This is a genomic window from Chitinibacter sp. SCUT-21, assembly GCA_041874755.1.
Taxonomy (GTDB): Bacteria; Pseudomonadota; Gammaproteobacteria; order Burkholderiales; family Chitinibacteraceae; genus Chitinibacter.
In genome coordinates this window covers 1,396,397-1,415,141 of record CP102611.1, presented here as the reverse complement: position 1 = coordinate 1,415,141, position 18,745 = coordinate 1,396,397, and the positions used below count along the sequence as shown (strand labels likewise).

15 protein-coding genes and 2 tRNA genes are annotated in these 18,745 nt (G+C 49.9%); 9 read left to right on the top strand and 8 right to left on the bottom strand.

The features are described from left to right. Positions 1 to 7 precede the first annotated feature (7 nt). The 3 genes from NT239_06445 to NT239_06435 all read right to left on the bottom strand — a co-directional run bounded on the left by NT239_06445 (position 8) and on the right by NT239_06435 (position 1,827). A tRNA-Ser gene (locus tag NT239_06445) sits at positions 8 to 97 on the bottom strand. A gap of 57 nt (positions 98 to 154) precedes the next feature. After that, a tRNA-Ser gene (locus NT239_06440) sits at positions 155 to 244 on the bottom strand. Positions 245 to 309: 65 nt separating this feature from the next. Next, a complete protein-coding gene (locus tag NT239_06435; GenBank protein XGA72464.1) occupies positions 310 to 1,827 on the bottom strand; it encodes a hypothetical protein in 1,518 nt (505 codons plus the stop codon). A 291-nt stretch (positions 1,828 to 2,118) separates the two neighbouring features. Between NT239_06435 and NT239_06430 the strand changes: the two genes are divergently transcribed. Further along, the gene (locus tag NT239_06430) at positions 2,119 to 3,723 is read left to right on the top strand and encodes an ABC-F family ATPase (protein ID XGA72463.1); all 1,605 of its coding nucleotides are present in this window, start codon (positions 2,119 to 2,121) and stop codon (positions 3,721 to 3,723) included. Between the two features lie 165 nt (positions 3,724 to 3,888). On the opposite strand, the gene infA is transcribed toward NT239_06430, so the two are convergent. Beyond that, positions 3,889 to 4,152, bottom strand: a complete 264-nt coding sequence (infA, locus tag NT239_06425) for a translation initiation factor IF-1 (protein ID XGA72462.1) — start codon at positions 4,150 to 4,152, stop codon at positions 3,889 to 3,891. 192 nt (positions 4,153 to 4,344) lie between these two features. On the opposite strand from infA, the gene NT239_06420 reads away from it, so the two are divergent. Together NT239_06420 and NT239_06415 are read left to right on the top strand one after the other, a co-directional pair. Then, on the top strand, positions 4,345 to 5,559 hold the full coding sequence (locus tag NT239_06420) for a DUF1615 family protein (GenBank protein XGA72461.1): 1,215 nt from the start codon (positions 4,345 to 4,347) through the stop codon (positions 5,557 to 5,559). 97 nt (positions 5,560 to 5,656) lie between these two features. Further along, positions 5,657 to 6,583, top strand: coding sequence for a LysR family transcriptional regulator (locus NT239_06415; protein XGA72460.1), 927 nt, complete (start codon positions 5,657 to 5,659; stop codon positions 6,581 to 6,583). Between the two features lie 96 nt (positions 6,584 to 6,679). Here the strand turns inward: NT239_06415 and NT239_06410 are convergent, their stop codons facing one another. From NT239_06410 to NT239_06395, 4 genes are all read right to left on the bottom strand, one after another. Continuing rightward, complete coding sequence (locus tag NT239_06410; GenBank protein ID XGA72459.1) at positions 6,680 to 7,480, bottom strand: amino acid ABC transporter permease; 801 nt, start codon at positions 7,478 to 7,480, stop codon at positions 6,680 to 6,682. Positions 7,481 to 7,574: 94 nt separating this feature from the next. Next, complete coding sequence (locus NT239_06405; protein ID XGA72458.1) at positions 7,575 to 8,327, bottom strand: basic amino acid ABC transporter substrate-binding protein; 753 nt, start codon at positions 8,325 to 8,327, stop codon at positions 7,575 to 7,577. Positions 8,328 to 8,493: 166 nt separating this feature from the next. Further along, entirely contained in the window at positions 8,494 to 9,321 is an 828-nt protein-coding gene (locus NT239_06400; GenBank protein XGA72457.1) for an HDOD domain-containing protein, read from the bottom strand. Between the two features lie 131 nt (positions 9,322 to 9,452). Next, positions 9,453 to 12,338: an Rne/Rng family ribonuclease gene (locus tag NT239_06395; GenBank protein ID XGA72456.1), complete on the bottom strand. Its 2,886-nt coding sequence runs from the start codon at positions 12,336 to 12,338 to the stop codon at positions 9,453 to 9,455. Positions 12,339 to 13,206: 868 nt separating this feature from the next. On the opposite strand from NT239_06395, the gene NT239_06390 reads away from it, so the two are divergent. The 6 genes from NT239_06390 to NT239_06365 all read left to right on the top strand — a co-directional run bounded on the left by NT239_06390 (position 13,207) and on the right by NT239_06365 (position 18,698). Then, the gene (locus NT239_06390) at positions 13,207 to 14,166 is read left to right on the top strand and encodes an RluA family pseudouridine synthase (GenBank protein ID XGA72455.1); all 960 of its coding nucleotides are present in this window, start codon (positions 13,207 to 13,209) and stop codon (positions 14,164 to 14,166) included. A 2-nt stretch (positions 14,167 to 14,168) separates the two neighbouring features. Then, on the top strand, positions 14,169 to 14,825 hold the full coding sequence (locus tag NT239_06385; protein XGA72454.1) for an HAD-IA family hydrolase: 657 nt from the start codon (positions 14,169 to 14,171) through the stop codon (positions 14,823 to 14,825). After that, entirely contained in the window at positions 14,818 to 15,150 is a 333-nt protein-coding gene (locus NT239_06380) for a Rieske 2Fe-2S domain-containing protein (GenBank protein XGA72453.1), read from the top strand. Before NT239_06385 ends, NT239_06380 begins: the two co-directional genes overlap by 8 nt. Further along, positions 15,147 to 16,085 (top strand): S49 family peptidase, encoded by a 939-nt coding sequence (locus tag NT239_06375; GenBank protein ID XGA72452.1) that lies wholly within the window; start codon positions 15,147 to 15,149, stop codon positions 16,083 to 16,085. Before NT239_06380 ends, NT239_06375 begins: the two co-directional genes overlap by 4 nt. 74 nt (positions 16,086 to 16,159) lie before the next feature. After that, positions 16,160 to 16,936 carry a flagellar motor protein MotD gene (gene motD / locus NT239_06370; GenBank protein XGA72451.1) on the top strand — a complete coding sequence of 259 codons (777 nt, stop codon included), beginning with the start codon at positions 16,160 to 16,162 and terminating at the stop codon, positions 16,934 to 16,936. A 16-nt stretch (positions 16,937 to 16,952) separates the two neighbouring features. Next, the gene (locus NT239_06365; protein XGA72450.1) at positions 16,953 to 18,698 is read left to right on the top strand and encodes an ATP-binding protein; all 1,746 of its coding nucleotides are present in this window, start codon (positions 16,953 to 16,955) and stop codon (positions 18,696 to 18,698) included. The last annotated feature ends 47 nt before the right edge of the window (positions 18,699 to 18,745 follow it).

Here is an 18,745-nt window from a genome sequence, read left to right as displayed (position 1 = left end):
GAATTTTTGGCGGAAGCGCAGAGATTCGAACTCTGGGGGGACTCACATCCCCGACGGTTTTCAAGACCGCTGCCTTAAACCACTCAGCCACGCTTCCGTACTTAAATTGTCTAATAAAAAAGCCTCAAATCAATTGAGGTTTTTTATGTGTTCTTGGCGGAAGCGCAGAGATTCGAACTCTGGGGGGACTCACATCCCCGACGGTTTTCAAGACCGCTGCCTTAAACCACTCAGCCACGCTTCCGTTCTTGAACAGGTGCGCATAATATCAAGCTTTTTTGACCTTGTCTCGCTTTTTTGCAAAAAATTTTAAAGTTTTTCTAAAACAGCAAAATTGGCCAGCGATGCATTCGCTGTATGCTCGATTGCGGGTGAGAGGCGGATTCGATATGTTTTACCTTGCGCAGCCAGTCTAAATTCACGATTGTCGGCGAAAAAAGCTTGTGGCAATACTAAGAAGCGGTTTTGGTTGATCGACGTGTTTTCTGGTGAATACACGCCAAAAAAACTACGGTTGCCGAGTAATGGCGTGAGTTCGACCACAATCGGGGTTTGTGACACGGTTTCAATCCCAACATTGACTTGGCCTTCACGAGTTTTAGTGATGCGGCGTACGATGCCAATCGAAACTGGACTCATCCCTACACCGTCCATACCGACAATTTCACCCACCTGCAGCGCATCTTCGCGGTCGGTGTGGTAATTCACGCCAACACCTGTGGCGCTTTCGTTGTCGATGGTCCAGCGATCGATCCCGTTGGGCGCGGGGGGCGTGCCGCGTAAATGGCCGATTACATCGTCTAAGCCACGAGTGACGTTAATTGATTTTTGCGTAGCGCGGCGTTCTGATTTGCGCATTGGCGCGGGAGTATCGCGCGACCAAAGATTAATAATGTGCTGCATCAAATCAATATTCGCGGGCAGGGCTGAATCTGCAGGCAAGCCCAGCTGGGAGGCTTCTTCACCTTGGTTGAGTTTCTCGATGGTTTCTTTGATGTGCAAAATCAGTGTTTCTGTAAACCAATAACGCCAATTTTCTCCCACCATGTCACGACGTAATCGCTTGGGGGGGGTTGAACCTGCTACGTTGATGGCAAATAGCTGACGATTTGGCTTGATTTGTGATTCCAGATCGATGCGACTAACCCAGCGTTTGAGCCAAAGCGTGACAAGCTCAATTTGGGCGGGTTGCATTTTTTCCGGTTGGGCTAACGACAGCATCATCAGGAGCATGTATTCGCGACGAATATCGGTAATTTCAGCTTCTGGATAAGGCTGTAATGGTGTTGTAGCGAAGCCTTCTTGTTCAGCATATAGATAGAGCCGATTAATGTTGCGCCAAGTACGGCTGTCTACTTCCATGTAGCGTAAATAGGCCCAGCGCGCTTGTTCAACAAAATACATCAATCCACGGAGTGTGAATATTTGCAGATCTTTTTCTAAACCGCGCGGTAAATTGTGGCTGGCTTGTTTGACGCAAAAGCGATATGCGTCACCCATATCATTCCAAAAAGCCAGTAAGGTGGGTAATACCTGCTTGGGGCTGGCGCTATCGTCGAGGGTTTTACCCTGATAGATATCAATCAGATGGGCTTGCAAAGAACGTGCTTTTTCATCAAGGTAAGGGACGGTTTTAAAGCGTTCTTTGGCGCTGATTTTCGAATTAGTATTAAGCTGTTTGAGCGCTTTTACGATTTCTTGCTGGGCTTGCAGAATGTCACTTTCGGGCAACTCCTGCATCATAATCGTGGCTGACTTGTAGTTATGCACGCCTTCTTGCTCGCGTTTGCCGAATAGCGCGCCGATCAGACTTTTAAAGTCAAACATGGGGTCAATTCCTAGCTCTATGCCGTCATGATGTTTAGATATTTTCTTGATCTGCAACGATAAACTGATTCTTACCTTGGCGGCAAGCGAATAACGCATTTTGCCTGCCAGAGCTGATGGCTTTGTTGCAGTTCTGTGATGTTGTCCACATTTTGCCCGAATCATTCCGGTTTGTAATTACAAAACCGTCGGCATGGGCTGTGATAAAATACTGCGTTTTCAGCCGTTTGGCGTGTACTTAGGCCGCCAAATAGGGCTGTTCCTCACTGATAGTGATAGGGCACACGAATAATGATCAGTTCTAATGGCATTACGATGCAGTTTGGCGCTAAGCCACTGTTCGAAAAAGTCTCAGTAAAATTTGGCGATGGTAATCGCTATGGTTTGATTGGCGCCAATGGTTGCGGTAAATCGACCTTTATGAAAATCCTTGGCGGCGACTTGGAGCCAAGTGCCGGTAATGTATCGCTCGAACCTGGCGTGCGCTTGGGTAAATTGAAGCAGGATCAATTCGCCTATGAAGATCAGCGTGTGCTCGATGTGGTGATGCAAGGTCACGTTGAATTGTGGGCCGCCATCCATGAGCGTGATGCAATCTACGCCAATCTGGAGGCGACTGAAGACGACTATATGCGCGCGGCTGAGCTCGAAGGCTTGGTGGCTGAATACGACGGTTATACCGCCGAAGCCCGCGCTGGCGCTTTATTGTTGGGCGCGGGTGTGCCGATTGAGCAGCACAATGGCCCGATGTCGGATGTAGCACCAGGCTGGAAGTTGCGGGTATTGTTGGCGCAAGCGCTGTTTTCAAACCCGGACGTACTGCTGCTCGACGAGCCGACCAATAACTTGGACATTAATACGATTCGCTGGTTGGAACACACGTTGAATGAACGCAATTCAACGATGATTATCATTTCCCACGATCGTCACTTCTTGAATCAAGTGTGTACGCATATCGCCGACGTGGATTACGGCAATATCCAGATTTATCCTGGCAATTACGACGACTACATGCTGGCTTCAACGCAAGCGCGTGAACGCGCCTTGACTGACAATAGCAAGGCCAAAGAGCGTGTGGCCGAGTTGCAAGCCTTTGCGCAACGTTTTGCCGCGAATAAATCAAAAAGCCGCCAAGCCACTAGCCGCTTGAAACTGGCTGATAAGATTAAAGAAGGCATGGTTGAAGTGAAGCCATCTTCACGTCAAAACCCATATATCCGCTTTGATATGGACGACAAACAAAAGCTCCATCGTCAGGCTTTTGAATTGACTCGCCTGTCGAAATCATTCGATAAGCCACTGATTCAGGATTTGGACTTCATTTTTGAGGCCGGCCAGAAGCTCGCGGTGATTGGTGGTAACGGCGTGGGTAAGTCTACGCTGATGAAAATGCTGGTAGGGGTGTTGGCGCCCGATGCGGGTTCTGTGAAATGGGCTGAGAAAGCGGAGCCAGGTTATTTCGCGCAGGACCACGAAGAAGATTTCGCCGAAGACATCACGCTGTTTGACTGGATGAAGCAGTGGGGTCAACCAGGCGACGACGACCAAGTGATTCGCGGTATTCTGGGGCGTTTGCTATTCGGCGGCGATGATGTGAAAAAATCAGTGAAAGTGCTGTCGGGTGGTGAAAAGGGCCGCATGTTGTACGGCAAGCTGATTTTAGAGCGCCCGAATGTCTTGGTGATGGACGAGCCAACTAACCACATGGACATGGAGTCGATCGAATCGTTGAATATGGCGCTGGAGTTGTACAAAGGCACGCTGATTTTCGTTTCGCACGACCGTCAATTTGTTTCGTCATTGGCGACGCAGATTTTGGAATTGAACGGCGATGGTACGTATACGCACTTCTTGGGCGGCTACGAAGAATATCTGGAAAGCCGTGGCTTAGAATAAGTCTTGCTTGTTTAATAAAAAAAGCCCAGCGCATGCTGGGCTTTTTTTTGTGCATTAATTTGCGCTAGGCAATAAAAAACCGAGCCTAAGCCCGGTCTTTCATTCTGGGGTATGCGTCTGTAGGTCAATTTTGAATTGAATTACAGGGCCATACGTCCCTACGTATTATTTACGGCGGAAGTTGCCACCGGCTGGAGGGCCACCGCGCTCGTCTTTGTGACGGAAAGTGACGCGACCTTTGGTCAAGTCGTACGGCGACATTTCAACGGTAACACGGTCACCGGCAATAATACGAATATGGTTTTGGCGAATCTTGCCCGAAGCGTAGGCAGTGATTTCGATGCCATTGGTCAGAGTTACGCGAAAGCGAGTGTCCGGGAAAACCTCGGCCACAACACCTTCCATTTCAACTACGTCTTCTTTTGACATGCTTTATTCCAGTAAGGCTGACGCCGATCTGTTTGAGCGTCATTTTTTTAAATAAGGGCGAACTATACAGGTTTTAGCCAAAAATTGCGCCACTTTTTATCGGTTTTGCAGCGTAACCATTTGTATTTATGCTTGATTCAGTGTAGTGCTTGTCTTTAAGCTTGCCACCTTCTGCAAGTGGATCAATTTACAATGCGTCGGATTTTAGTTTTAGCGCCGTTTATCCTGTTGAGTGCGTGTGCGACTCAGCAACCTGTTGCCCCCATCATGACGCCCGAAGTGCTCCCCACCGCGACTGCAACACCCGCCGCGATAAGCACGCCGCTGCCGTTGTCCAGCGTACAGCCGAGCATTAGCCCCATTCCAACCATTAAACCAACGCCCAAGCCGCAACTGAGCGAGGCACAAGGTCGTGCGCTGTTAAATCAATTGCTTCCCGCCAAAATGCCCGATCGCAAAGGCTGGACGGAAGATATGCTCGATGCGTTTACCGCCTTGAAACTGGCGTACACGCCGGAAAATTTTTGCGCACTGGCCGCAACGATTGAGCAAGAATCGACTTGGCAGGGCGATCCAGTCGTACCCGGTCTGCCAAAAATTGTCTGGAATGCGATCGAAGAGCGTGCCGATAAATATCACATCCCGCTCATTGCGGTGCAAACAGCACTATTAAAGCCGTCACCAACGGGCAAAAGCTATAAAGCGCGCATTGATAGCTTGCGTACCGAACGCGAGATGAATGATTTATTCGAAGATTTGTCGGCAGAAGCGAAGAAGCTGAATTTGCCGCTGAATATGAAAAACCCGATTCGCACCGGTGGCCCAATGCAGGTGAGCGTTGAGTTTGCCCAGCAGCACGCCAAAGTATGGCCTTATCCGTATCCGATCGAGAAAAGCATTCGTAGCGAAGTCTTTACACGCCGTGGTGGGGTGTATTTCGGTACAGCTATTTTGCTGCAATACCCCGCACCCTATACTGATATGGTGTATCGCTTTGCCGATTATAACGCCGGCCGTTATGCCAGCCGGAACGCGGCTTTTCAGCAGGTGGTTTCCAGTTTAACTGGCCGCCAATTGGTCGAAGATGGTGATTTGCTTAGCTACAGCAATGGTGTACCAAGCGGAACTAGTAGCGTGCAAACGGCATTGCATAGCATTGCAGGTCAACTGGGCATGAGTCGTGATGAAATCTTGCGTGATTTAAAGCAAGAAAAACTGGTGGGTTTTGCCCAAACCGAGTTGTATCAAAAAGTGTACGCCATGGCCGAAAAGGGCGGTAAGCGCTGGCCACGAGCGAGCATGCCGCAGATTGATCTGAAGAGCCCTAAAATCACCCGCAAGCTAACCACAGAGTGGTTTGCCAATCGCGTGAAATGGCGCTACGACACGTGTATGAAGCGCCTGTAAGCAACGGATTGTGCGTCTTTTGTCTGGGGTGATTGCGAGAGCAACGCCCCATATTTATAATTTGGATTAATTAAATCGATTATATTGAAGGCGCAGAATGAAATTTACGCTGAGGCAATTGGAAGTTTTTGTTGCTGTCGGTCAAGGCGAGAGTGTTTCGCGCGCCGCCGAACAGCTAAAAATGTCGCAATCGGCAACTAGCACCGCGCTTGCCGAGCTTGAGCGGCAATACGAAATGCGCTTGTTTGATCGGGTTGGCAAGCGCTTGCAGCTCAATGAATTGGGCGCTTTACTTTTGCCGCGTGCCATAGAATTGCTCGATCGTGCGCAAAGCATGGATGCGATGCTCAGCGGCCAACATGGTTTTGGCCCCTTGCGCGTTGGTGCGACGCTAACAATTGGTAATTATCTCGCGACCTTGCTGATCGGTGATTTTATGCGCCAACACCCAGGTTGTCGCGTTAGTTTGGCGGTGCACAATACGGCGACGATTGTGAATCAAGTGGTGCATTTTGAGCTCGATTTGGGGTTAATTGAAGGCGATTGCCAGCACCCCGATCTGGTGGTGTTGCCGTGGGTGGCCGATGAACTCGTTGTGTTTGCCGCGCCACAACATCCGTTGGCGTTACAGGACAAAGTGAGTTTTGAAGACCTTGTTAAAGCGTCATGGATTGTGCGCGAGCAGGGCTCGGGTACGCGGCAAACGTTTGAATTTGCAATGCGCCATGCCTTGTCGCAACTCGATATTCGCTTGGAGCTGGAGCACACCGAAGCGATTAAACGTGCGGTTGAATCTGGGCTTGGTATTGGTTGTATTTCACGCTTGGCGCTAAAAGATGCATTCCGTCGCGGCAGTTTGGTGCCGCTGGAAGTGGCAGGGCTGGATTTGGCGCGCCAGTTCCACTTTGTGGTGCATCGGCAAAAATATCAAACGCCGAGTATGGATGCGTTTTTGGCTTTGTGTCAGCAAGCCACCGCCGGTGTGCAGCGTAGCGATGAAATTGCGATGCCGTATATACCCTGAAGGGTAATTTATTGTAGTCATTTGTGTGTAATGGCTAGATGGCAATACCCAATAAAAAAGCCCGCTGTGCGGGCTTTTTTATTGGCGAGCATTCAATTAATGAATACCGCCACTTTGCTGGTAGCGTTTTTCCAAGTGATTAACACCGGCGGCCAGCACCAAAGTCAAAATCAAATAGATAAACGAAATTGTTAGGTACGGTTCCCAATAGCGGGAATACGCGCCAGCAACGGTACGTGCCGCATACGCGAGTTCAGCCAAGCCAATGGCCGAAACCAGCGAGCTGTCTTTTAGCAGCATAATCGCTTCATTGCCCAGTGGCGGTAGCATGCGGCGGAAAGCCTGAGGCACGATAATAAAGCGCATCGTCTGACTGTACGACATCCCCAAAGAGCGTGACGCTTCAAATTGACCTTTGGCAATCGATTGAATCCCCGCGCGGAAAATCTCGGTGATATATGCGCCGGCATTTAGGGTGAGCGCAACCAAGCCGGATAGAAATGCGCCGTAGTCTTGGCGTAATGTCGATGCCATTTCGCCGCTTAGAATTAAGCCGTGGTCGGGGTGAACCAATAAAGGCATGACGGCAAAATGCGTGAGTAAAATTTGTACAAACAGCGGTGTGCCGCGAAAAAACGTCACATAGGCTGCGGCTGGCCAGCGTAAGAAAAAGCGTACCGGGTATTTCCATGGGCCGTGCTTCACATCAGCAAGGCGCGCCATGCCGGCAAATAAACCGATCAGGGTGCCGAGTACGACCGCGATCAGTGTAATGCCCAGAGTCATTTTCATCCCATCAATGAAAAGCTCGCGATATTCCCACACAATTTGCAGTTGGAAGTTTTCTAGCACTGGCAAAGTGTGCTGCGCTTGTTGCCAAAATTGAATAAAGTCCATTTTTTTACCATCTAGTTGCTCAAGACAATAAAGCACAACACGAGGTTGCGCTTTATTGTCCTACGCGTGAGCGGGTGAGACGAAATACGAAGGCTTATTTACCGAAGTATTTCTTGTAGATTTTGTCGTAAGTGCCATCCGCTTTGATTGCCGCGATGCCTTTATTGATTTGCTCGAGCAAGGCTTTATTGCCTTTTTTTACTACGATGCCGTAGTACTCTTTCGCAAATGTGGCGTCATCCACTGTTTTTAGCTTCGCTTTGGCGTTGTTGGCAACGTAGTTAACTACGACGCCGTTATCTGCGATTACCGCATCTACACCACCGTTTTGCAATTCTTGAATTGCCAATGGCGTTGATTCAAAGCGCTTGATGTTAGGGCTGGTTTTGCCGAGGAATTTTTGTGCAACTTCGTCGCCAGTCGTACCAGTTTGCACGCCGATCTTTTTGCCTTTCAAATCAGCCAGCTTAGTGACTTTGCTGCTTTGGCTTACGGCGATCAATTGTTTTGCTTCGAAATATGGATCAGAGAAATCCATAGACTGTTTACGCTCAGGTGTAATCGTTACCGCTGAGATCACGATATCGCGGTCACCATTATTGAGCGAGGCAAAAATACCTTCCCATGGGGTGTTTACAAATTTCACTTGAAAGCCCGCTTTGGCTGCCACGGCTTTCATAATGTCCATGTCAAAACCAACCGCTTCTTTTTTCTCATTCAATGATTCGAATGGGGCATACGCAGCGTCGGTGGCAACTTGATAAGTTTTTGCCGCATGTGCTGGAGCATTGAGCATCAGGCCGGCCAAAAGGGCAGTGGTGAAAAAGCGTACAGGGTTACGAATCATCTTTGATGTACTCCAGCAAATAACAAGAAAAAGGGCAGATATGATAACCCATCGAACGGTCCTCATGTTCTGCCCTGATGCTAGTAAGCTTTGCGCGAAGAGATAATCAGGGCTTTCCCTATTTTTAGCTTGGCGCAGGAAATTCATTTAAATTCTGAGGCTTATATTAAGCAATAAGCTCGTCTAAACCACTAGATAGATCGTTTAGTTCAAGCAATTTCTCAGTTAACTGATCATTGTTTAAACCTGCCAGTTCTACAACACTTACTGGCAAGGCGGCGGCCAGATCATCAGGTGAAGCATTCTCTTGCGTCTGATGGGTGATTGTTTTTGCTAAACACAATACGGCACTGAGTTTATCGAGTGGCTCTTGTTCGGCAGGTGTATTTTGGAATTTAATGGCTTGCTGGATGCTCACCGGGAAGTTCCAGCGGCGTGCTAGCTCTTCGCCAACCATCACATAATCAAAGCCGATATTATTGTCCTCTAGCGCAACTCGATCCGCGGCGCCATTTTCAACAAATTGGTCAATCTTAACTGCGACTTCGGGGGCGACGATGTGAATAAGCATTTCGCCGATGTTGTGAATCATGCCGGCGGTAAATGCCACCTCACCGTTGATTTTCGCTTGTTTGGCAAGCCATTTGGCTATCGTTGCGACTTGCAAGCTATTTTTCCAGAATTTCTTGCGATCAAAGCCTGGAGTGGCGACAAATGCACCCGTTATACCAGAGGCAACAACCAGCGTTCGTACCGTATTAAATCCAAGTACCACAACTGCTTCTTGTACTGAGCCGATTTGCCGACTGGAGCCAAAGTGAGCAGAATTGGCCAGTCGCAATACCTTGGCGGTAATGACTTGGTCTAAGGCGATTTTTTTGGCGATGGTATCAATATCGATGTCATCTTTACTAAAACTATCGATGAGTTCTTGAACGACTTTTGGAATGGTTGGTAGTTTATGGGTTTGTTCGAACACTTCTTCTAATTTCATGGCGACACTCCCGTGGGCGTTTTTCTTATCGGTAGAAACCATGTTCATACTAGAACACAGTAGTTCACTCTGCTAGCCAGAAAATAAAAAACCACACCCTTAGGTGTGGTTTTTTTAAGCTAAATGTCAGTTTATTGCTTGGTTTCTACTTGAGCCAAAGGTGCCTCAGCGCTGCTTGTCGCCGTTGCTTTATTTTGCAAATCACTGCGACGGCGGCGCACAGGGGCTGTAACCAAAATTTCTTCAACTGGAGCTGCAACCTTATTACGTGTTTCTACCAGTTGCAGCGCAGGGGTTTCTGTGGCTACTGCTTGGCTCGCACCTTGTACGTCTTTGCGACGACGGCGTTGTGGGACTTCTACAACTACAGCATCTGCGGTAGGCGTTTCATTACGAGTTGCAACTTGCGTCAACCCCACTTCTGCTGGTGATGCCACGACAAACTCAACTTTTGGGCTGGCTTCTGGCTCAACGGTGGCAGGGCTAGCTTCTTGAGGAGTAGGCTCGGCACTCGCTTTAGGGCTTTGGCTTGGCTCGATTTCAGTTGATACATTCTTAGTTGGAGCCGCTTCCGCACTAGTGGTTTGAGCTGGGGCTGCTGTGATTGCTTCGTCTGCAGGTTCAGCAACTGGACTTGCCACTGGAATGGTCACTGCCGCTTCGAATGCTGGCGCCGGTTTTGTATCGGCTGCCGTTTCAATGGCGGTGCTGGTCTCGATGGCATTTGCAGTGCTGTCAGAGGTTGCCGTTTGCACGGCTACTTCGGCGGCTGCTTGTGCTTGCTGTTCCAGAATGACTTCATTTGGTACAAAAGCCGGTGTCGCAGTTTCACCATTTTGCGCATTGTCAGCCATGGCTGGATTGCGATCGCTACGGTCACGACGGTCACGACGGCTACGACGGCGACGGTTACGGGTCTCGCCATTGCTTTCGTTGCTTTGCTCTGGCGCACTAGTTTCGACTGCAGCAGTTGTTAGCAATTCTGGAGCAGGTTCAGTCGCACGCACTTCTTGGCGCTGACGTTCTTCACGCGGTGGACGCTCGCCGCGCGGTGGGCGCTGTTGACGCTCTTCGCGTTTTTGCATGTCCTCTTCGATACGCGGTTTGCTCGAACGGTTGTTGCGCTCTGGGCGGTCCGCTTTTTCGGTGCGTTCGCCACGATCATGGTTACGCTCACTGCGTTCGCCGCGCTCGCGTTGCGTTTGGCCTTCACGGCTTTCATTACGGTCATGACGGCCATTGCGACGATCGTTACGACCACGCGGGTTGCGTGGAGCTGGCTTCACGTCCTCAGTTGGTTTCACTTCTTCAGGAGCACCCTTAAACCAAGCAACCACTTTACTCCAGAATGAAGGCTGAGCTTCAGTCTTGGCTTGTGGTTTTGGCGCGCGTTCAGTGCTCGCCGGCGCTGGCTGCGCTGGGGTGATACCTTTTACCGCAGCCTCTTGGCGTTTCGCTTGCTCTTCTTTGGTTTTACCTGGTTTGTAGCCTTCGTCTGCAGGCTGCTCAACCATGCGGTACGAAGGCAGTGCGTCTTCGTACGACAATACGTCTTCCGAGCGTACGCGAGTAATGCTGTAGTTTGGCGTTTCCAAATGCATATTTGGAATCAGCATTACGCCAACTTTGAGGCGAGCTTCAACGGCGAACAATTCGGCGCGTTTTTCGTTCAGCAGGAATGTTGCCACATCAACCGGTACTTGTGCGTGCAATGCGCCGGTATTCTCTTTCATCGCTTCTTCTTGAATGATGCGCAAGATATGCAATGCCGACGATTCGATGCCGCGGATAAAGCCTGTGCCATGGCAGCGTGGGCAGGCGATATGGCTGGTTTCTTCTAGCGATGGTTGCAGGCGTTGGCGTGACAATTCCATCAAGCCAAAGCGGCTGATTTTGCCGGTTTGCACGCGAGCGCGGTCGTGGTGCAGCGCTTCACGCACGCGGTTTTCAACGTCGCGTTGGTTTTTCGGGTTTTCCATGTCGATAAAGTCGATCACGATCAAACCTCCGACGTCGCGCAAACGCATCTGGCGCGCGATTTCGTCCGCAGCTTCCAAGTTGGTGCGCAATGCGGTTTCTTCGATGTCACCACCGCGCGTCGCTTTGGCCGAGTTCACGTCAATCGACCACAGCGCTTCGGTGCGATCAAGGACGATGGCCCCGCCCGATGGCAGGCTCACTTCACGAGAATACGCGGTTTCGATTTGGTGTTCGATCTGGAAGCGCGAGAACAGTGGTACGTCGTCTTGGTAGAACTTCACTTTATGCACATTGTTCGGCATAACGTGGCTCATAAACTGCTGTGCTTGCTCATAGATATCGCGTTTGTCGATCAGCAACTCGCCGATATCGGGCTGGAAGTAATCGCGAATTGCGCGGATCACCAAGCTAGATTCTTGGTAAATCAGGAAGGCGCCGGTCTGGGTATTGGCTGCACCTTCAATTGCTCTCCATAGTTGCAGTAGATACCCCAGGTCCCACTGCAATTCTTCGGCATTACGGCCAATCGCTGCAGTACGCGCGATCAGGCTCATGCCGTTAGGCGTTTCCAATTGATCCATCGCTGCGCGTAATTCATTGCGCTCTTCGCCTTCGATGCGACGCGAAACACCGCCGCCACGTGGGTTATTTGGCATCAACACCAAATAGCGACCTGCGAGGCTGATGTAGGTGGTGAGTGCTGCACCTTTATTGCCGCGCTCGTCTTTTTCAACTTGAACGATCAGTTGCTGGCCTTCTTTCAGGCTATCGGCAACGCGGCCACGGCCACCTTCGCCTTCGGCCAGGTATGAGCGAGCGATTTCTTTAAACGGCAAAAAGCCGTGGCGGTCACAGCCGTAATCGACAAAGCACGCCTCAAGACTAGGCTCGATGCGGGTAATAATACCTTTGTAGATATTGGATTTACGCTGTTCTTTGCCGACCGTTTCGATATCGAGATCGATCAATTTCTGACCATCGACGATCGCAACGCGCAACTCTTCGGCTTGAGTTGCATTAAAAAGCATGCGCTTCATGAGTGTAGGGCTCCTGCGCGCACCCCACGGTAGAGCTTTGGATTTTGACAGGCAGATCGATTGTGACGGCAGTTCAGCAATATAAATTCGCGACCTTTGCAAAGCTGATTTCATAACACGTCTAAACGCAGTTTTACCGCGCATTAGATACGCTGCTCAATTTTGCAGCACATGTTTCCCGATTTTGGCGTGCTTTAAGCCAAAAACTCGCACAGCGAGGGGAGAATCAGTACATTGAGCTAGGGCTCATGGCTAAAGGCATAGCGGTTTAAGCTATTTTGGCGGACATTTTTATTGGCTTAGGAACTGGGTATCGTTACTCCGGTGATCTGTATGCTCTGTCGGGCGAACTTCCCGCCGTTGTTCGTGTTGACGGCCTGAAGTGAAAAATCCGGTGAGTGCGCTAATGTAATAAATCAATTACCATCGCTACTTCTTATTGAGCGGTGAGCGTCATAACCGCTAATCAGTTATTTCATCGCGTTTACACCAAATACTCTCGTCTTGTGAGCCCCGCGCTACTTGCTCTCTATCAGAGTAGGCAACGATAACCGCTACGGCGGGAAAGAAATCACAATCCAGAAAGCTGGGGATTCGCGGTAAAATACCGATTATTATTCCAATTGATTGAGTTTAGGTGCGAGGTTTGCCGCGATTTATCTTGCGGCTATGCTTTCGCTAAAGCCTAAACTCATCCTGAAATGGCAACGCCAATTCAGGAGCAGGAATTGGTCAAAAGTTTTTGTGCAAGTAGTGCGCGATGTCAGTGCAAGTGGCACAACAAGGCGAAACAACAATGTACATTAACTTTTGCCTTCCTACTTAACCAGCTGCATATATTGCAGCGTGCCATAGAGTATATGCCAATATGTCGGAGACAAGCAAAGCGTCTGTGTGCTTCGTGACCGTTGATGAAGAAGATGCAGGCCAACGCTTAGATAATTTTCTGCTCAAACGCCTCAAAGGTGTGCCCAAAAGTCACGTTTATCGCATCGTTCGTTCGGGTGAAGTGCGCGTTAATAAAGGTCGCGCCGATGTGACAACGCGCGTGTGCGCCGGTGACGTGATTCGCGTGCCGCCCGTGCGCGTCGCTGAAGCGCCACCTGCACCGAATAACGCCGCAGCGGCGGCCGACGCCATGCAATTGCCGATTGTGTATGAAGATGACGCCTTGTTGGTGATCGATAAGCCGGCAGGCATTGCGGTGCACGGCGGATCGGGGATTAGTTTTGGTGTGATCGAGTTACTGCGCGCGCAGCGACCACAAGCGAAGTTTCTGGAATTGGTGCATCGACTCGATCGCGAAACTTCCGGTTTATTGCTGGTAGCGAAAAAACGCAGCGCTTTGGTCAAAATGCACGAAGTGTTGCGCGAAAGTCATGGCATCGATAAACGCTATTTGGCCTTGGTCGAAGGCGTGTGGCCGCACACGCGTTGCCACGTCAAAATGAAATTACTCAAATACGAAACGCCCGATGGCGAGCGCCGTGTGAAAGTGCACGCCGATGGTTTAAGTTCGCACACGATTGTGAATCGCCAGCAGGCGTGGGCGAATGCGTCACTTTTGGAATGTGAGCTAAAAACCGGCCGCACGCATCAAATTCGTGTGCATTTGTCGGCCAGCGGGCACGCGATTTTGGGCGACGATAAATATGGCGACTCGGCGGTGAATCGTGCTTTACCAAAGCAAGGTTTGCGCCGCATGTTTTTGCATGCCTGGCGCTTAACGCTAAATCACCCGTTGACCGGTGAGCGCATGACGCTTGAGGCACCGCTGCCCGCCGAATTGCAAAACTATATTCACCAGCTCGACAAGGGAGCTAAATAATAATGTCGCGACGTTTTGATTTAGTGATTTTTGATTGGGACGGTACGCTGATGGACAGTACCGGCATGATTGCACGCTCGATTCAGCGCGCGTTTGATGATGTGGGTTTGGCCGTGCCGAGCGAGCAAGAAGCGCGTTATGTCATCGGCTATGGTCTGACTGAGGCGATGGCACATCTGGCGCCTGATGCTAACGAGGCGCAAATTCGCCAAGTGGTCGATGCGTATCGCGGCCATTTTTTGGCCAAAGACCAAGAACTAAAATTATACGACGGAGTTGAAGAAGGTTTGGCGCGTTTGCGCGACGCCAATTTCCGCATGGCGGTCGCCACTGGTAAATCGCGCGCAGGTTTAGATCGCGTGTTGAACGCCACGCAACTAACGGGCTTTTTTGAGGTGACGCGCACGGCCGATGAGGCTTTTTCGAAACCTCACCCGGCGATGCTGGAATACATTCTGGAGTATGCGGCGGTAGAGCCCGCCCGTGCTGTGATGGTGGGCGATACCACCCATGATTTGCAATTGGCCATCAATGCCGGCACCGCGAGCTTGGCTCTGACTTATGGCGCTCACGAAGGCGATGCCTTGCAAGATTTGCAGGCCTTGGCGCTATTTGACGAATTTGACGCTTTGGTCGATTGGATCTTGACGCATGGTTGAGATTTGCCAATCTGCGCAATTGGCCGAGCGGGGGCTGGCGCATCGTTTTACGGTTGCTGGTCGCAACGCGTTTGCTTTGCGCTTTGACGGGCAAGTCTATGCCTACATCAATGAATGCGCGCATATTCCGATTGAACTCGATTTTAACCCCGGTGATGTGTTTGATTTAAGCCGGCAATATTTGATTTGTTCTACCCATGGCGCATATTATGATCCGACCAATGGTTTTTGTTTGGGTGGACCTTGTGTCGGGCGTCGCTTAACGGCGTTGCCCATTTGCGAAGAAAACGGCGCTGTGTGGCTGATTGAAGGAAAAACTGGATGAGTGATTCACTAGAGCGCGATGCGCTGAAAGAAATTTTAACCGCGTCGATTAAGGAGCAGCGCGCTGCTCGCCGCTGGGGGATTTTTTTCAAAGTCCTGACCTTTGGTTATTTGGGTTTGGTGATGGCCCTGATGTTGGGTTGGATCGGCGCTCACGAAAGTGAAAGCGCATCCAGCGGCCCACATGTGGGCGTCGTTGATTTATCGGGGCCGATTGCGGCTGATGGCGATGCCAGCAGCCAATTGGTGATTGCGGGCTTGAAGGCCGCGTTTGAAGATAAAAATACCAAGGCCGTCATTTTGCGCGCCAATAGCCCGGGTGGTAGCCCTGTGCAGTCGGGCATGATGTACGATGAAATCAAACGCCTGAAAGCCAAACACTCCAATACACCGTTTTATGTCGTCGTTGAAGACGTATGCGCTTCCGGCTGCTACTACGCCGCAGTGGCGGGCGAGAAAATCTTTGCCGATAAAGCATCCATTGTTGGCTCGATTGGTGTGTTGATGGACGGTTTTGGTTTTACAGGCGCGATGGATAAATTGGGCGTAGAGCGCCGTTTGATTACGGCAGGTGCGAACAAAGGCTTCCTCGATCCATTCTCGCCGCAAAGCGAAGAGCAAAAGCAAAAAGCCACCGCGATGCTGCAAGAAGTTCACCAGCAATTTATTAATGTGGTGAAAGAAGGGCGCGGCAAGCGCTTGGCCGCAGACAATCCCGATCTGTTTTCGGGTCTGGTTTGGTCGGGTGAATCGGGCTTGAAGCTCGGTTTGGTCGACGCCTTGGGCTCGGTCGATAGCGTCGCACGCGATGTTGTGAAGGTCGACAATATCGTTGATTTTACCCCGCAGCCTTCGTACGCCGATCGCCTAGCGCGCCAATTGGGCGTTGCTGCGGCAACGACTTTAGGTGCTAAGCTGGAATGGCAGTTGAGGTAATTGCTCGGGGTATTGTTGTGAAGGTATTTTAGATAGTGGTGCTCGGATCAATACCCATAAATAAGGAGTCGTGAATGGCACGCAGAAAACGTCCTGAAGAGCACGATAATCATGAGCGCTGGTTGGTGTCGTACGCCGATTTTATTACGCTCTTGTTTGCTTTTTTTGTCGTCATGTATGCCATTTCATCGATTAACGAGGGAAAGTATAAAGTGCTGTCCAACTCCTTGGTCGACGCCTTTAAACAACCTAAGCAGTCTGCCGAATTGCTCCAACCAGATCGCCAAACTATGCCTGGTGCTCCGCCCAAATTAATCGTGATTCCTGCGCCTACGATGATGCCAGATGCTGGCAAGTATCAAGAGCAAACTAAGAAAATGCAAAGCATGGCGGGCGATTTTCGTAGTTCACTGGGGGAGTTGATTGATCAAGGTAAAGTTAAGGTCACGCAATCGAAGCGTGGGATAGCGGTAGAAATCAGCGATTCAATTTTGTTCGATACCGGCCGTGCCGAACTACAGCCTGAATCTATCGATGCTCTCGCTGCGATTGCTGAGCGGGTCAAAAATTCCGACAACTTAATCCAAATTGAAGGTCATACCGATAATCAACCGATTCGCGCAGGCATTTTTCCGAGCAATTGGGAGTTGTCTGCCGCCCGTGCCGCCAGCGTTGTGCGCCTGTTTCAAAGTGTTGGTGTTGCCCCGCAGCGTATGGTGGCGATTGGTTATGCTGAATATCGCCCAATCGGCCCCAACGACACACTTGAAAGCCGTGCGCGTAATCGTCGCGTCACGCTCAATATCTTGGCCGATAACCAAGATGAAGTGGCTGTGATTCAAACGGAGTAAAAGTCAGGATGTGCGAATGAAATGGACGAATGAATTTGTGAGCAAAACCGCTCACCCTGTGGTAGTCGAACGCATCACGCAATTAGTCTATCGCAATTCATTTTCTGGCCAAATTATCTGCATTTTGATCGCGCTGGCTTTGGCGCTTACATATCGCAATCACATACCAAGCAACATTTTATTTTATTGGCTCGCTTCCACTTGGGCTGTTGCTTTGTGGCGGATTTATACCGCCTACCGTTACATGAAGCAGTCTCAGCTACCAGTGGATTACCCAGCTTGGAATCGCCGGTTTGAGCTAGGGGTCAATACTTCTGGCTTGGTTTGGGGCGTTGGCGGCTTTGTATTGCTCATTTCATCGAATGAAGTGCTGCGTATTTTTACCGCCTTTGTTTTGTCGGGCGTGGTCTCCGGTGCGGTGCCTATTTTGGGGGCGCATTATCGAGGTTTTCGCAATTTTGCCTTGTTGATTTTAATTCCGGTTATCCCCGCAGCCTTAATTGCGGGTGGATCGCTCGATATGATTCTGGCCCTCATGTGTGCGATGTTTATCGTGGTGGTGATCAAAGGGGTGCGTAACTATCACACGGCGATTGTTGAGAGTATTTTGCTTCAGGTCGAGCAAAGCCAGTTGATTATTGATTTACAACAGGCTCGCAATAGTGCCGAAGCTGCGAGCCGGGCAAAAAGTGAATTTATCGCCAATGTAAGTCATGAGATTCGAACCCCAATGAATGGTATTGTGGGTATGGCGCATTTGTTGGCCCAGTCAGAATTAAATTCGTCGCAGCGGCATGATGTGGCAGTTATTCAGTCCTCGTCCGACTTGCTATTGGCTCTAGTTAATGATGTGCTGGATATTTCAAAGATTGAGTCGGGGCAAATTAGCCGTGATGAAAAGGAATTTGATCTAGCTAATATCCTGAGTAGCACTGAACAAATGTTCGAAATTGCCGCTAGACAAAAAAGAATCGATCTGAATTTTAAATATCCGGCCATTAGACCTTGGTTGTTTTACGGTGATGCTGTTCATTTGCAGCAAGTGCTAGTGAATTTGGTCGGTAATGCCATCAAGTTTACCGAGCAAGGAGGAGTGCAGCTCGAGTGCTCAATTTGCAATTCCTTTGTGCACTTTGAGGTAAGAGATACTGGGATTGGGATTGCTAAAGAGCGCTTAAATGCGATTTTTGATGCTTTTGTGCAAGCGGATGGTTCTTTGTCCCGCCAATATGGTGGCACTGGTTTGGGACTGACAATCGCGAAAAAACTCGTCGCTTTACTGGGGGGGGAGCTTGTGGTTCGTTCTGAGCTGGGGCGCGGGACGATTTTTTCGTTTGCAATTCCATTGCTGGCAGTCCAAGCAAAAGTGACCGCGAAGGAAGACGCGACCAAGCTAGTTAACAATTCACTACGGATCTTACTCGCTGAAGACAATCCGACCAATCGCTTGGTTGCAGCTAAAATACTCGAGTCGGCAGGTCACAAAGTGAGCTGCGTAGAAAATGGGCAGTTAGCAGTAGAGGCTGCAAGTCAGCAGCATTTTGATTTACTGGTGATGGATGTACAAATGCCAGTGCTGGATGGTTTAGAAGCTACGCGTTGTATCCGAAAATTCAACCCTAGTATCCCTATATTGGCCCTAACCGCAAATGCAATGGAATCAGATCGGCAGGCTTGCTTTGCCGCAGGAATGAGTGGATTTACCACCAAGCCCATTCGACCTGAGTTGCTGCATGCTGAAATTGCCGCCCTGCTGAAATAGATTTTTGTTTTCCTGTTTCGCATTTGTACTAGAAACCCTCGGCAGCT